The sequence below is a fragment of the Winogradskyella sp. genome (genome assembly GCF_965656915.1).
Lineage (GTDB): Bacteria > Bacteroidota > Bacteroidia > Flavobacteriales > Flavobacteriaceae > Winogradskyella.
The window spans coordinates 1-14,702 of record NZ_CBFHMI010000020.1 but is presented as its reverse complement, the minus strand read 5'-3'; the positions used below and the strand labels follow the sequence as shown (position 1 = coordinate 14,702).

The window sequence follows — 14,702 nt, the reverse complement described above, 5'->3', positions numbered from 1 at the left end:
CTATACTGTTTCTAATGCTTCAACCATTTGTTCTTCTGTCTCTAAACGTTTTAATGCACGTTTGTACTCTGTTGGCATCACTCTAACAAAATGACTTAAACTTGTTTCCCAATCGGCTAATAATTGCCTTCCTTTTTGACTATCTGTATATTTTACATGCTTCTCAATTAAAGCTTTCAACTCATTGGCATCTTTTTTAAGAATCTTTTCAAATTCTATGGTTTCAATATTACACAATCCGTTTACAAACTTGTTTTCCGGATGATAAACATAAGCAATACCTCCACTCATTCCAGCTGCAAAGTTTCGTCCTGTTTTACCAAGCACTATTACTTTTCCACCTGTCATATATTCGCAACAATGATCACCTACACCTTCCACAACGGCTGTTGCTCCAGAATTTCTAACTGCAAAACGCTCACCAGCAATTCCATTGATATAAGCTTGACCTTCAACTGCACCAAATAAGCAAACATTACCAACGATTATATTGTCCTCGGCTACAAAATCTGCTTTTGCTGGTTTTCTAACGATTAGTTTAGCTCCAGATAGACCTTTACCCAGATAATCGTTAGTATTTCCTTCGAGATTGAAGGTGAGTCCATGCGCACCAAACGCACCAAAACTTTGACCTGCAGAACCTTCAAAATTGATATTCAAAGTATCTTCAGGTAAGCCTAAATGACCATATATTTTTGAAATTTCATTACTTACAATAGCACCAACTGTTCTATTAATATTCTTAATGGGATAAGATAGGGTCATTTGCTCTTTTCTGTACAAAGCACGATGTGAATCTTTCAGAATTTTAAAATCCAATACATTGTTTAAATTGTGCTCTTGCTTTTTGGTGTTCTTCACCGCCATGTTACTGTAAGCTTCTGGCCTATGTAAAATTGACGATAAGTCTAAGCCCTTAGTCTTATAATGCTTAATTGCTTTATTGGCGTTTATTTTGTGGGTTTGACCAACCATTTCTACCATCGATCTAAATCCAAGTTCTGCCATAATAGCTCTTAACTCTTCTGCGATATAATAGAAGAAATTAATAACGTGTTCTGGTGTTCCTTTAAAATTTTTTCGTAAAGTTTTATCTTGAGTAGCGATACCAACAGGACAAATATTTAGATGACACTTACGCATCATAATACATCCTGAAGCTACAAGAGGTGCTGTTGCAAACCCGAATTCTTCTGCTCCTAGTAATGCTGCAATTGCGACATCTCGACCAGTTTTGAGTTGTCCATCACATTCTACTACTATTCTGCTCCTTAAATCATTAAGAACAAGTGTTTGTTGTGCTTCTGCTATACCAAGTTCCCATGGTAAACCTGCATGCTTTAAGGATGTTAATGGTGATGCTCCTGTACCTCCATCGTAACCAGAAATAAGTACCACATCCGCTTTTGCTTTTGCAACTCCTGCTGCAATGGTTCCCACGCCAACTTCAGAAACTAATTTTACATTAATTCTGGCATCGCGATTGGCATTTTTTAAATCATAAATTAATTGTGCTAAATCTTCAATAGAATAAATATCGTGATGTGGTGGTGGCGAAATTAATCCCACAAAAGGTGTAGAATTACGAGCGGCTGCAATCCATGGTAATACTTTCTCACCTGGTAACTGACCACCTTCTCCAGGTTTTGCACCTTGAGCCATTTTAATCTGAATCTCTTTAGCATTCGTCAAATAATGCGACGTTACACCAAAACGACCAGAGGCTACTTGTTTTATAGCAGAGTTTCTACTATCTCCATTGACATCTGGCTGAAAACGATTACGATCCTCTCCACCTTCTCCTGAATTAGATTTCCCACCAATTCTATTCATGGCAATGGCCAAATTCTCATGTGCTTCACGAGAAATAGAACCATAAGACATTGCTCCTGTTTTGAAACGTTTTACAATTTCCGTCCAAGGCTCTACCTCTTCAATAGGAATTGGATCAATATTATTAAACTCAAATAAGCCACGAATGGTCATTAAATTTTTAGACTGTTCATTAATAGCTTTAGCATAGACGTCATAACTTTTTTGATCACTTAGTCTAACAGCTTGTTGCAGTTTTGCTACCGTTGTTGGGTTAAAAAGATGTTTTTCTCCATTTCGTCTCCATCTGTAATCACCACCTATATTAAGTCCCAAACGCTTGTCAACTATATTTTCTGGATACGCATGTTGGTAACGTTTATCAATTTCTTTTTCGATTTCATATAAACCAATACCTTCTATTCTAGACGTTGTATATGGAAAGTACTTTTCAACGAATTGAGAATTGAAACCAACAATTTCAAAAATCTGAGAACCTCTGTAAGAACGTAAGGTTGAGATTCCTATTTTGTTCATTATTTTCAGGATGCCTTTACCAATAGCTTTATTAAAATTATCAACCGCTTTTTGCTCATCCATTTCTGTTATAAAGCCATCTTTAACTTGCATTCTAATGATTTCGTTTACCATATAAGGATTTACTGCACTTGCACCATAACCAAATAAGGTCGCAAAATGATGTGGTTCACGCGGTTCAGCAGACTCAATGATAATATCGAAATATGAACGCTTGCGTAGTCGATTCATTTGATGATTGACATAAGAACACGCTAATAACGTAGGAATTGGTGCTCTTTCCTTACTGACTCCTCTATCTGATAAAATGATAATATTCGTTTTTCTTACTAAAGCTTTTTCAATCTGAACAATGATACGATCCAATGCATCTTCTAATCCATTAAGACCTCTTTCTTTTGGATACAACATTTCTATAGTTTCCGCCTTGAAACTTTCAACTTTTATATTTCTAATTTTAGCTAAATCGCCATTAGAAATTACGGGATTCTGAATTTTCAATTTTCTACATTGACGCTCTGTTATGCTAAAAATGTTTCTATCCTTACCTAGGGCTAAACTAATATCAGTAACAATTTCTTCTCTAATACCATCTAAAGGCGGGTTGGTAACCTGAGCAAATAATTGCTTAAAGTAATTTGAAATTAACTGTGGTTCGTTAGATAAAACTGCTAATGGTGTGTCAATGCCCATAGAACCTAAAGCTTCTTTAGCCTTCTGTGCCATTGGAGTGATGACTTCTTGAATATCTTCGAACGTATAATTAAACAACCGTTGTCTTGTCTTAATATCTAAAGTTTCTACAGGACAGGTTTCGGCTGTATAAGGAATATCTTTTAAGTGCAATCTCGCCTTATCTAACCATTCTTGATAAGGTCTTTCTTTTACGATCTTAGATTTGATTTCTTCATCATTAATGATTCGACCTTGATTCATATCAACCAAAAACATCTTTCCTGGTTCTAAACGACCATGACGTTCGACATCTACTGGATCGATGTCTACAACACCAATTTCTGAAGACATGATTAGTTTTCCACTCTTAGTAACTGTATATCTAGATGGTCTTAACCCATTTCTATCAAGTAAGGCACCAATATAATTACCATCGGTAAAAGGTACCGAAGCTGGTCCATCCCAAGGCTCCATAATACAAGCGTTATAATCATAAAATGCTTTACGCTCTGGTGACATTGTAGCGTGTTTTTCCCACGCTTCTGGAATCATCATCATCATCACTTCAGGTAAAGAACGTCCAGTATGTGTTAATAATTCCACTACCATATCCATAGAAGCAGAATCAGATTTGCCTGGCAAAATGATTGGAAATAACTTTTCAATTTGCGGACCAAAGACATCACTTTTCATGATTTCTTCACGAACACGCATACGACTTACATTACCGCGAAGTGTATTTATCTCTCCATTCTGACACATAAACCTAAAGGGTTGAGCCAGCTCCCAAGTAGGCATGGTATTAGTTGAAAATCGCTGATGCACCAATGCCAAACGGGTAACCAAATCATTTTCTTGTAAATCTAAATAGTAGCGCCCTATATCTTCTGGCATAATAATACCTTTATATATAAGTGTATTCATCGATAAACTAGATACATAGAAATAAGAACTTTGCGACATTTTAGATTTGCGCACTATATGTTCAGTTATTTTACGAGCTGCGTAAAGTTTTGCATTAAAATCAGCCTCAGAAACTTCATTAGATTTGCCTATAAAAAATTGCTCAATATTTGGTTCTGATGCTAAGGCGATTTCACCAAGTTGCGTTGAATCTACAGGGACTTCTCTACAACCAATTACCGTCAGACCTTGTGCAATAATTTCTCTTTCGAAAGTGTCCTTACAAAACTTATATTGATTTCGGTTTTTTGGAAGAAAAACCATTCCAACGGCATATTTACCTTTCACAGGAACATCAAAACCACAAATTCTTTTAAAATATGCGTGTGGAATATCAATTAACAAACCTGCTCCATCACCAGTTTTACCATCTGCACTAACTCCTCCGCGATGCTCTAGTTTAACAAGAATTTCTAAAGCATCGTGTATTATTTGATTAGTCTTTTCTCCTTTAAGATTACATATAAAACCAGCACCGCAATTTTCATGTTCAAATTCTGGTATATAAAGGCCTTGTTTCTTCAGCATAATTCAATAAATTTTAAAGGATTTTACTCCTTGTATCAACTCTAAGATATATGCTAGAATTAGATTAAAAAAAAAGCTGAAACACTTTTCTCAAATCAATAATTAAGTGGCCTTTTTATGAATAAATGACAATAAATAGACGATAAAATGCAAAAATCACAATCATTTTATTTTAATAAATCAACATCTAATTTTACGAAAACGTTTGCGAAAACTAAATAATATTAAATATAATTCATGCAAAATGAATATTTTTTAATAATTCTTCAATTATTACTTTATCACTTCAATAAAAAAAACATCAAATTTATAGATACCCTATATTTTTTAGGGTATATATTAAATATATAATAAAAATACACATAAGAACCCTATTTTTTTAGGGGTTAAATAAATGTTTGCATAGTTTTGAGCAACACTAACTATTTAAATACAAATAACTATGAAAAAAATTATTACACTTTCAATGTTCTTTTTAGCATTTAGCTTATTTGCTCAAGAAGAAGAAGAAAAAGAAGAAAAAAAATCTTTTACTTTAAGTGGAAGCATTGACGCTTATTATCAAACTTATGTATCCGCACCTGATGATGCTGGGGCAACTTTCGGTACAGCATTTGCTGATCAAACGGGTTTTGCATTAGGTATGGGAAACATTATTGCTAGCTATGAAAACGGTAAAGTAGGTGCAGTTCTTGATTTAGTTACTGGGCCAAGAGGTGAAGGCGCAACTTTTAACAGCGATATTGTTGATGGTATCATAAATCAAGCATACGTTTATTGGAACGTTTCAGAAAATACTACTTTAACATTTGGACGTTTTAATACGTTTTTAGGTTACGAAGTTATAGCTCCTGCAGCAAACTTTAACTACAGCACCTCTTATTTATTTTCTAGCGGACCTTTCTCTCATGTGGGTTTAAAAGCAGATTTTACTTTATCTGATGATTTTAGCCTAATGCTAGCAATTATGAACCCGTGGGACACTAATGATACTTCTACAACAGGTGAATATTCATATGGTGCTCAATTAGGATATTCTGGTCAATTCTTAAACTTATACTATGATAGCGGCAATAATGGCGGCTTAGGTTTTGAAGTGGATTACACAGGTGGTTTTGATCTTTCTGATGAATTTTTCTTAGGAATAAACGCCGCATACAATGACAACGACGGGTTTGGTTTTTATGGTGCTGCACTATACCCACAATATGCTGCATCTGATGATTTTAGTATTGGATTGAGAGGTGAGTATTTTGCACTGCATGGTGATGATGACAATGTAGATTACCCAAGCGTATTAGGATTAACGTTAACTGGAAGTTACACTGTTGAAGAGAACTTAATTATTAAGCCAGAGTTTAGATTAGACTCTTTGACTGATGCCGATGGAGGTCTTTATGGAAATGTAATAGATAATGATGGTGCAGCAGCTAGTAGCTTAAGTGCCTTTACATTAGCTGCTATATATAAATTCTAACTAATACAAGTATATACAATGAAAAAAGTTGAAGCAATTATTAGAAAATCTAAATTTTCTACGGTAAAAAGTGCACTGCATGAAGTTGGTGTGAATTTTTTCTCTTATTGGGATGTAACAGGGCTTGGAAATGAAAAAGAAGGTCATGTTTACAGAGGTGTTTCTTACAGCACTAGTGATATTCAAAGACGATATCTATCAATCGTTGTTAACGACGACTTTGAGGATATTACGGTAAAAACCATACTCGAATCTGCATCTACAGGAGATGTTGGAGATGGTAAAATCTTTGTGTCGCATATCGAGGAGGTATACAGAATACGAACAGGAGAAAAAGGAGAACAAACTTTAAAATAAAAAACATGGAATTACTTACTACAAATAATGTATGGATGATGATCTGTACAGCACTCGTTTTCTTCATGCATTTAGGTTTTGCATTTTTAGAAATCGGTTTGACCCGTCAAAAAAACACGATTAATATTTTATTTAAAAACATATTTATAATTACTGTTGGTCTATTATTGTACTGCTTGGTTGGATTCAATCTTATGTATCCAGGAGAATTTAACGGGTTCTTAGGATTCGCTGGATTTGGATTAGATTCACCACTTACAGACGCAGGTACCTTAGATTTAGCATACAATGAAGGCTATACTTACTGGACAGATTTCTTATTTCAGGGTATGTTTGCAGCCACAGCAGCAACCATAGTTTCTGGTGCAGTCGCAGAACGTATGAAAATTGGACCATTTATGGTTTTCACAGTATTATATGTTGGTTTTATTTATCCAATTGCTGGATCATGGAAATGGGGAGGTGGATTTTTACAAACTTTAGAAACACCCTTTTATGATTTTGCAGGTTCCACTTTAGTGCACTCTGTTGGTGGATGGGCAGCTTTGGTAGCCGTTTGCTTACTAGGTTCTAGAATTGGCAAATTTAAAGATGGTAAACTACAAGCAATACCTGGTCATAACATTCCATTAGCAACAGCTGGTGTTATTATCTTATGGTTAGGATGGTTTGGATTTAATGGAGGTTCTGTATTATCAGCAGACCCTGAGCTAACTTCTTTAACATTGGTTACAACATGTTTAGCAGCCGCTTCTGGTGGAGTTATTGCAGCACTAGTATCTGCTTTAAAATTTAGAAATTTAGATTTAACCATGTTTCTTAATGGAATCTTAGGTGGTCTAGTTGGTATTACAGCTGGCGCTGATCAAATGAGCCCAACTGACGCTATTATTATTGGCGCCATTGCAGGAGCAATTATTCTTTTTGCTGTTTCACTTATTGATAGACTAAAACTTGATGATCCTGTCGGTGCCATTGCCGTGCACTTGGTATGCGGTATATGGGGAACTCTTGCAGTAGGAATTTTCGGAAATCTCGCGGGTGTATCTCAATTTGTTAGTCAACTAATTGGTGTAGCCTCTTATGCAGGAATTTGCTTAATATCTTCATTCTTAATAATATTCATTATGAAGATAACCGTAGGCATAAGAGTTTCTGAGCGTGAAGAATTGGAGGGCTTAGATGCTCATGAGCATGGAATGGACGCTTACCCAGATTTTAGATTAAATGAGCACTAAATCTTTAAATTAATTGTCATTGATTAGATAATTTAATTGTTAGTTAAAACCCTCTAGGCAAAGTGCCTAGAGGGTTTTTAAATTATGACAGAATCAGTCATTTCAAATTGAGACACAAATTAGTCTATAAATCACCTCTTTTACTGTTAAATAATTAAATATGCAATCTTAGAGCTTTAAATAAATCAAACCCTTTCTACTATAATTTTAAATTATTGACAATATATTTTTGATATTTTTTAATATTCGTAAATTTGTATATTGTTAATAATTAAAATTATGAAAAATTACATTTTTAGTTCAGTTTTTGCATTTTTAATTTCTGCTTTTTCGTATTCACAAGACTCATCTTCAACCTATAAAATTGGTGATGTTTTTGAAATTGGAATTGTTAGTAACAACAATTACAAACACATTAATTTTCCAAGAGCAAATTTTATAATTAAGAAAGGTGGAATTGTTAATTATGATAACATTAAAGGAAGTAAAGTAGTTATAACCTCTATCGAGAAAAACAAAAATGGTAAACAAGTAGCAACGATAAAACTCACAGATTCAAGAAAATTTTTCAATAGCCACAAATATGTTACTGTTAATATTGATGAAGCGATAGAAAATAAAGAATTACATCCTTTAGCCAACAACCCTTAAAAATATATTAGTGGTTTTTTTAAACGTGTTAAGTAGATTACTGGCTGTTGCTGAAATGACAACTAAGCCGAGTTACGACTTGCATTAATATTTCCAAATAACGAACGTGTCACCATTTTTTCAAATGTCTTAATTTGTTCTTCATCCTTAACTTCTGCTTTTTCTAATTCTTGTATTTTCTTCAAAGCGTACTGCTGAATTGTAAGTAATGGTAATACTATTGACTCACGAACATCAATAGATGCTTTAGATACTGGCTCGTCTTCCATTAGCTCTTCAAATCCTGTAAGTTGTAAAATTAGACGTTTGCTAGTTTCATACTCTTTATATATAACTTGCCAAAATTCACCATATTCTGGATCTTCAGACATATACCTAGTTAAGTTAAAAAAGGACTTTGACAAGGACATCATACTATTAGCAATCAAAGTTCTAAAGAACTTAGACTCTTTGAATAAATGTTGTACTTTTTCAAACTCACCTCTATCCTCATAATGTTTTAAAGCAGTTCCCACACCATAAAAACCAGGTACATTTTGTTTTAGTTGACTCCATGAGCCTACAAACGGTATAGCTCTTAAATCCGCAAAAACTAATCCTTCAGATTTTCCTCGTTTTGATGGTCGACTACCAATATTAGTCTTTGCATAGTATTTTAAAGTACTCATGTGTTCTAAATATGACAAGAACTTTGGATGTTTTTTAAAATCAACATAAGCCTCATAACTTAAACTAGCTAAATGATTCATAACTTCTTTATCTTCATCAGACATTTCGAGGTTTTTATCATTTAGTCGGTTAGAAATACCAGAACTGATAAGTTGTTCCATATTGTATTGAGAAGAGTCTACAGTACCAAAGTTAGAACTTATAGTTTGACCTTGAATAGTTAATTGTATTTCTTTATCCTCAATTGTTGGTCCCAGAGATGCATAGAATTGATGTGTTTTTCCACCTCCACGTGCTGGCGGCCCACCTCTACCATCGAAAAATATGACATCTATATTATATTTTCTCGAGAGTTCAGTAAGTGCCTCTTTGGCCTTAAAAATTGCCCAATTTGCCATTAAATAACCTCCATCTTTAGTTCCGTCACTAAAACCTAGCATAATCGTTTGCTTATTGCCTCGTTCTTCTAGATGCTTTCTGTAGATTGAATTTGTATATAACTCTTCCATAACAGTAGGAGATGCTTCTAAATCTGTGACCGTTTCAAATAATGGCACCACATCCGCTGTTAAGTTTTCGCCAAATGCTATAACTTTGAGCATAGCAAATAATTGAAGCACATTTAGAGTCGTTTGATTATTACTGATGATATAGCGATTACATGCAACCTCACCGTTTTTATCTTGAATGGTTTTCATGGCTCTAATTGTTTCCACAATATTTATCGCCATTTCATCTTTAAATTGAATATCATCGCTTATAATCCCTTTTATTTCAGACAGGTGATTCAACTGCTTATTTAATGGTAATTCGAAAAAATCTTCAGAAAAAAAGTCAGTTTTATGGTCAATAAGCTCTTTAACTAATGCTCTAAACATTTGGTCGTGTACACGACTGTCTTGCCTAATATCCAAACTGGCAAAATGGTAGCCAAATAAATTTGTTCTATTTAATAATGTAGTCACCTTATCCACAAAAAGTGATTGATGTTCTTTGACTAAAATATCTCTAATATCTTTTAATTCTTGCCTAAATTCAGAAAGTGTTATTCTGCTAGATAGTTCCTTATGCAGAAGCGTATTATGCAATCTATGATTAAGATTTATTACACGTTCTCTTATTCCTTTAAATGTTAATCGTCGTCTTAGGTATTTAACATCCTTAATATAATTTTTTATAACAGACTCCTTTAACTTACGGGCTACATCTAATGTAATCTGAGGTGTAACAAATGGATTACCATCTCGATCACCACCAGGCCAAAACCCAATATTTATAATTGAATTTTCAATTTCCTTATCTTCAAAAATGTTCGTTTGTACGTAATCGTAAATTCCACCAAAAGAATGGTAAAAGACATTTTTTAAATACCAAATTAAATTAACTGCTTCGTCATAAGGTGTAGGTTTTTTATCTTTAAAGAAAGGTGTCTTACCTAATTGACCTAGCAAACTATTAATTTCAGTGAGATTATCTGTTTTAATAGCTTCTGCCAAATCTGTGATGATACCAAGAACGGTGCCAGGATAGAACTGCGTAGGATGTGCTGTAAGAACTATTCTCACCTTAAAGGATTCTAAATATTGTCGTAATAATTCTGTTTTATTTTCTGCTTGAGCATTTTCTTTTAAACTACGCAAAGTACCTATACCTTCCATGTTATTTACAACAGGAAATGCGGCGTCTTCAACGGCATCAAACAACACCACTTGTCGTTCTATATACTGTATAAATCTGAATAATAAATTAATCTGACTTTGTTCAGATCGTCTGGCTTGATATTTTTTAAAAAAAGTATTTACAATAGTTGTGGGATCTTCATGATTTTGAAATCCAATTTTACAGGTTTCATAAAATAATGGTAATAACACTACTGTTTTGGTAATAGTATCAAACGGTAATGTCATAAATATACTATTGTATATCTGATATTTTGATAAAACATTTTGATTAAAACGTTTTAACTTCGGTTCTGTTGGCATAATTTATATAATTGTAGAATGACCTAAATGAATATTTTTGAAATTGAGATTTGTATCTTTTGGATTATAAATAAAATCTTCGATAAAATCTCCAACGTTAGATGTGGTAACTCTGTCGGATGCAGAATTGATATCTGGTGTTGAAATATTCAATTTAAGTGATTTTTCTACAGCTAATCTAATAAATTTTGCCTCAACTGAAAGATTAAAATGATCTAATAACATGGCTGCTGATAAAATGGAAGCTAATGGATTTGCGATTCCTTTGTTTGTTGCTTGCGGATAAGAGCCGTGAATAGGCTCAAACATAGCATGTTTTTTACCAACAGAAGCGGATGCTAACAACCCTATAGAACCGCCAATAACACTTGCTTCATCACTAATGATATCACCAAACATATTCTCGGTTAAAATAACATCGAACTGTTTTGGGTTTAAAATCATTTGCATAGCCGCATTATCAACAAACAAAAATTCTAAATCAATATCTGGATATTGTTTTGATAGATCAGTAACAACTTTTCTCCATAATCTAGAACTCTCTAAAACATTTGCTTTATCTACTAAGGTAACTTTATGATTTCTCGTTTTTGCTGCTTTGAACGCCAAATGTGCAATTCTCTCAATTTCGTCTTTAGAATACTGGCATAAATCAGAGGCAGTATTACCATCTTCACTCAGGTATTTTTTACCAAAATAAATACCACCAGTTAATTCTCTATATATACTGATATCCGTATCTTTTATAATATCACGTTTCAAAGGTGATTTATCTAATAACGTTTCATATGCTTTTACAGGTCTAATATTAGCAAATAGTCCTAGTTCTTTTCTAAGTTTTAGTAAACCTTGTTCTGGTCTGACTTTTGCCGAAGGATCACTATCGTATTTTGGATGACCAATGGCTCCAAACAAAATAGCATCACTTTGTCTACATACATCTAGAGTCCCATCTGGCAATGGATTCTTATATTTATCTATGGCTATCGCACCAACATCTGCATAATTAAAACTAAAGGTATGATCATACTCATATGCAATAGCTTTTAAGACTTTTACAGCTTGATTTGTAACCTCAGGACCAATACCATCTCCTGGTAAAACGGCAATGTTTAATTTCATATTTTTTACTTAACGCTCGAAACTTCAAAAGCTTCTATTAATTCTTTTTTACTTAATAAATAGTCAATATCATCGTAGCCGTTGATTAAACATGTCTTTTTATAAGGATCAATTTCAAAGTTCTCTGATGTAGTGCCACCCAATGATATCGTTTGTGATTCTAAATTAACAATAACTTCTTCTTTTGGATTATTTTTAACAGTAGTCATTAATTTTTTTAAATATGATTCTGATACCTGCACTGGCAGCAATCCGTTATTTAAGGCATTTCCTTTAAAAATATCTGCAAAAAAACTAGAGACAATAACTTTAAAACCATGACCTACTAAGGCCCATGCTGCGTGTTCTCTGCTCGATCCACATCCAAAATTATTACCAGCGATTAAGATACTTCCTGAATATCTTGAGTCATTTAAGATGAACTCAGAATTTACAGACTCATCTTTATTGTACCGCCAGTCTCTAAAAACATTATCACCAAATCCTTTTTTATCTGTTGCTTTTAAAAAACGAGCTGGTATGATTTGGTCTGTATCTACATTCTCGATGTTTAATGGAATTGCGGTAGATTTTAATGTCGTAAACTTTTCCATTAATTTAATTGTTGTGTTATATCAATTATTTTTCCTTCAACCGCTGTTGCGGCAGCAACTAAGGGACTAGCTAATATAGTTCTAGATCCTTGCCCTTGACGCCCTTCAAAATTTCGGTTTGATGTAGATACACAGTATTCACCTTGCGGAATCTTATCATCATTCATAGCTAAACAAGCCGAACATCCTGGCTGACGTAATTCAAATCCTGCTTCATCAAAAACAGTTTTTAAACCTTCTTCTATAATCTGAGCTTCTACTTGTTTACTCCCAGGAACCAACCAAGCCGTAACATTTTTGGCCTTTTTCTTTCCTTTTATAAAGTCTGCTGCAACCCTAAAGTCTTCAATACGAGAATTAGTACAACTACCAATAAATACATAATTGATAGGTTTATTTATAAGGCTTTCACCGGCTTCAAAATTCATGTAGGCCAATGACTTTTTAAATGACGGATTTTCGTTTACTGGTATGTTTTCAGAAATTTTAATTCCCATACCTGGATTCGTACCATACGTTACCATGGGTTCTATATCTGCAGCATCGAAATGGTATTCCTTATCAAAGTTCGCCCCTTCATCGGTGGGTAATGTTTTCCAATAGGCAACTTTATTCTTGAAATCGTCTTTTGGTGCAAATTTTCGACCTTCTATGTACTTAAATGTCGTTTCGTCTGGTGCAATCATTCCGCCTCTGGCTCCCATTTCAATACTCATATTACAAACCGTCATTCTCCCTTCCATACTCATGTCTTCAAATACATTTCCGGCATATTCACAGAAATAACCAGTACCAGAATTAGTCCCTAGTTTAGAGATGATGTAAAGTATGACGTCTTTTGGTAATACACTTTTTTTCAGTTTTCCATTGACGCTTACTCTTAAGCTTTTTGGCTTTCTAAGTAACAAGCATTGGCTGGCAAATACTTGCGCCACCTGACTTGTGCCTATACCAAATGCAATGGCTCCGAAGGCACCATGTGTTGAAGTGTGACTATCACCACAGACCATGGTCATGCCTGGCTGTGTCACTCCTAACTCTGGAGCCATTACATGTACTATTCCATTATATTTATGTCCTAACTCATATAATGTAATATTGTTTTTTTTACAGTTTTTTGATAGCTGTTCCAACTGATGCCTAGATAATGCATCTCTAACTGGTTTATCTTGATGTAAAGTCGGTGTATTATGATCTGCTGTAGCAACGATTTGATTTGGTCTAAAAACAGGAATTCCGCGATTTTCTATTTCATTAAAAGCTTGCGGACTCGTTACCTCGTGGATCAAATGCTTATCTATATACAGAATCTGCGGACCATTATCTATAGAACTAACCACATGAGAATCCCATACTTTGTCAAATAATGTTTTCTTAGTCATCTAAGCCGAAATTATTTGTTGGTAGACGTTACTGGTTTCAATAATTTGATGAATATCAGTATCAACTATCTCTTTTTTTCTATCTGCAAAACTTAAGAAGTTTGCATATACCTCGTCTAGTTGTAATTTTGTTAATTCATAGCCCACATTCTTGGCTCTATAAGCTAATGCTGCACGTCCACTTCTAGCCGTTAAAACTATAGCTGATTCCGTGACTCCTACATCTTTAGGATCTATGATTTCGTAAGTCCCACGATTTTTAATGACACCATCTTGATGAATTCCTGAACTATGAGCAAATGCGTTGGCACCAACTATAGCTTTATTAGGCTGTGTGTAAATACCCATACTATCACTCACCAACTGACTCGTACCATATAACATTGACGTATTAATATTTGTATCTAACTCTAAGTAAGGATGCTGTTTTAGCACCATTACTACCTCTTCCAGAGCAGTATTTCCAGCGCGTTCACCAATACCGTTAATTGTACATTCTACCTGTCTTGCTCCATTTATGACTCCTTCTATAGAATTGGCAGTAGCCAAACCTAAATCGTTATGGCAGTGGCAAGATAATATAGCGTTTTCAATACCCTTTACATTCTCTTTTAGATATTTTATTTTCGCGCCATATTCACTTGGCAAGCAATATCCAGTAGTGTCTGGAATATTTAAGACTGTTGCTCCTGCTTTAATCGCAACTTCACAAACGC

At 34.2% G+C, this 14,702-nt stretch carries 10 protein-coding genes; 4 read left to right on the top strand and 6 right to left on the bottom strand.

The features are described from left to right. Entirely contained in the window at positions 1-4,515 is a 4,515-nt protein-coding gene (gltB, locus tag ACTG3Y_RS07215; protein ID WP_439152253.1) for a glutamate synthase large subunit, read from the bottom strand. Positions 4,516-4,957: 442 nt separating this feature from the next. Between gltB and ACTG3Y_RS07210 the strand changes: the two genes are divergently transcribed. The 4 genes from ACTG3Y_RS07210 (at position 4,958) to ACTG3Y_RS07195 (ending at position 8,238) form a co-directional block, all read left to right on the top strand. After that, positions 4,958-5,992, top strand: coding sequence for an outer membrane beta-barrel protein (locus ACTG3Y_RS07210; RefSeq protein ID WP_439152252.1), 1,035 nt, complete (start codon positions 4,958-4,960; stop codon positions 5,990-5,992). 18 nt (positions 5,993-6,010) lie between these two features. Beyond that, positions 6,011-6,349 carry a P-II family nitrogen regulator gene (locus tag ACTG3Y_RS07205; RefSeq protein ID WP_439152251.1) on the top strand — a complete coding sequence of 113 codons (339 nt, stop codon included), beginning with the start codon at positions 6,011-6,013 and terminating at the stop codon, positions 6,347-6,349. A 5-nt stretch (positions 6,350-6,354) separates the two neighbouring features. Further along, complete coding sequence (locus ACTG3Y_RS07200; protein ID WP_439152250.1) at positions 6,355-7,587, top strand: ammonium transporter; 1,233 nt, start codon at positions 6,355-6,357, stop codon at positions 7,585-7,587. A gap of 279 nt (positions 7,588-7,866) precedes the next feature. Then, on the top strand, positions 7,867-8,238 hold the full coding sequence (locus ACTG3Y_RS07195) for a dihydroorotase (RefSeq protein ID WP_439152249.1): 372 nt from the start codon (positions 7,867-7,869) through the stop codon (positions 8,236-8,238). A gap of 62 nt (positions 8,239-8,300) precedes the next feature. Here the strand turns inward: ACTG3Y_RS07195 and ACTG3Y_RS07190 are convergent, their stop codons facing one another. From ACTG3Y_RS07190 to ACTG3Y_RS07170, 5 genes are all read right to left on the bottom strand, one after another. Next, complete coding sequence (locus ACTG3Y_RS07190; protein WP_439152248.1) at positions 8,301-10,889, bottom strand: phosphoenolpyruvate carboxylase; 2,589 nt, start codon at positions 10,887-10,889, stop codon at positions 8,301-8,303. Positions 10,890-10,892: 3 nt separating this feature from the next. Beyond that, positions 10,893-12,011, bottom strand: a complete 1,119-nt coding sequence (gene leuB / locus ACTG3Y_RS07185) for a 3-isopropylmalate dehydrogenase (protein WP_439152247.1) — start codon at positions 12,009-12,011, stop codon at positions 10,893-10,895. Between the two features lie 5 nt (positions 12,012-12,016). Further along, positions 12,017-12,604, bottom strand: a complete 588-nt coding sequence (gene leuD, locus ACTG3Y_RS07180; protein WP_439152246.1) for a 3-isopropylmalate dehydratase small subunit — start codon at positions 12,602-12,604, stop codon at positions 12,017-12,019. Beyond that, positions 12,604-13,986, bottom strand: a complete 1,383-nt coding sequence (gene leuC / locus ACTG3Y_RS07175; protein WP_439152245.1) for a 3-isopropylmalate dehydratase large subunit — start codon at positions 13,984-13,986, stop codon at positions 12,604-12,606. Before leuC ends, leuD begins: the two co-directional genes overlap by 1 nt. Then, on the bottom strand, positions 13,987-14,702 hold a 716-nt coding region (locus ACTG3Y_RS07170; RefSeq protein WP_439152244.1), incomplete at its 5' end, for a homocitrate synthase/isopropylmalate synthase family protein.

Excerpts from the sequence above, each read along its gene's own strand:
- gltB (WP_439152253.1), bottom strand. The coding sequence starts at position 4,515 with ATGCTGAAGAAACAAGGCCTTTATATACCAGAATTTGAACATGAAAAT.
- ACTG3Y_RS07210 (WP_439152252.1), top strand. The coding sequence starts at position 4,958 with ATGAAAAAAATTATTACACTTTCAATGTTCTTTTTAGCATTTAGCTTA.
- ACTG3Y_RS07205 (WP_439152251.1), top strand. The coding sequence starts at position 6,011 with ATGAAAAAAGTTGAAGCAATTATTAGAAAATCTAAATTTTCTACGGTA.
- ACTG3Y_RS07200 (WP_439152250.1), top strand. The coding sequence starts at position 6,355 with ATGGAATTACTTACTACAAATAATGTATGGATGATGATCTGTACAGCA.
- ACTG3Y_RS07195 (WP_439152249.1), top strand. The coding sequence starts at position 7,867 with ATGAAAAATTACATTTTTAGTTCAGTTTTTGCATTTTTAATTTCTGCT.
- ACTG3Y_RS07190 (WP_439152248.1), bottom strand. The coding sequence starts at position 10,889 with ATGCCAACAGAACCGAAGTTAAAACGTTTTAATCAAAATGTTTTATCA.
- leuB (WP_439152247.1), bottom strand. The coding sequence starts at position 12,011 with ATGAAATTAAACATTGCCGTTTTACCAGGAGATGGTATTGGTCCTGAG.
- leuD (WP_439152246.1), bottom strand. The coding sequence starts at position 12,604 with ATGGAAAAGTTTACGACATTAAAATCTACCGCAATTCCATTAAACATC.
- leuC (WP_439152245.1), bottom strand. The coding sequence starts at position 13,986 with ATGACTAAGAAAACATTATTTGACAAAGTATGGGATTCTCATGTGGTT.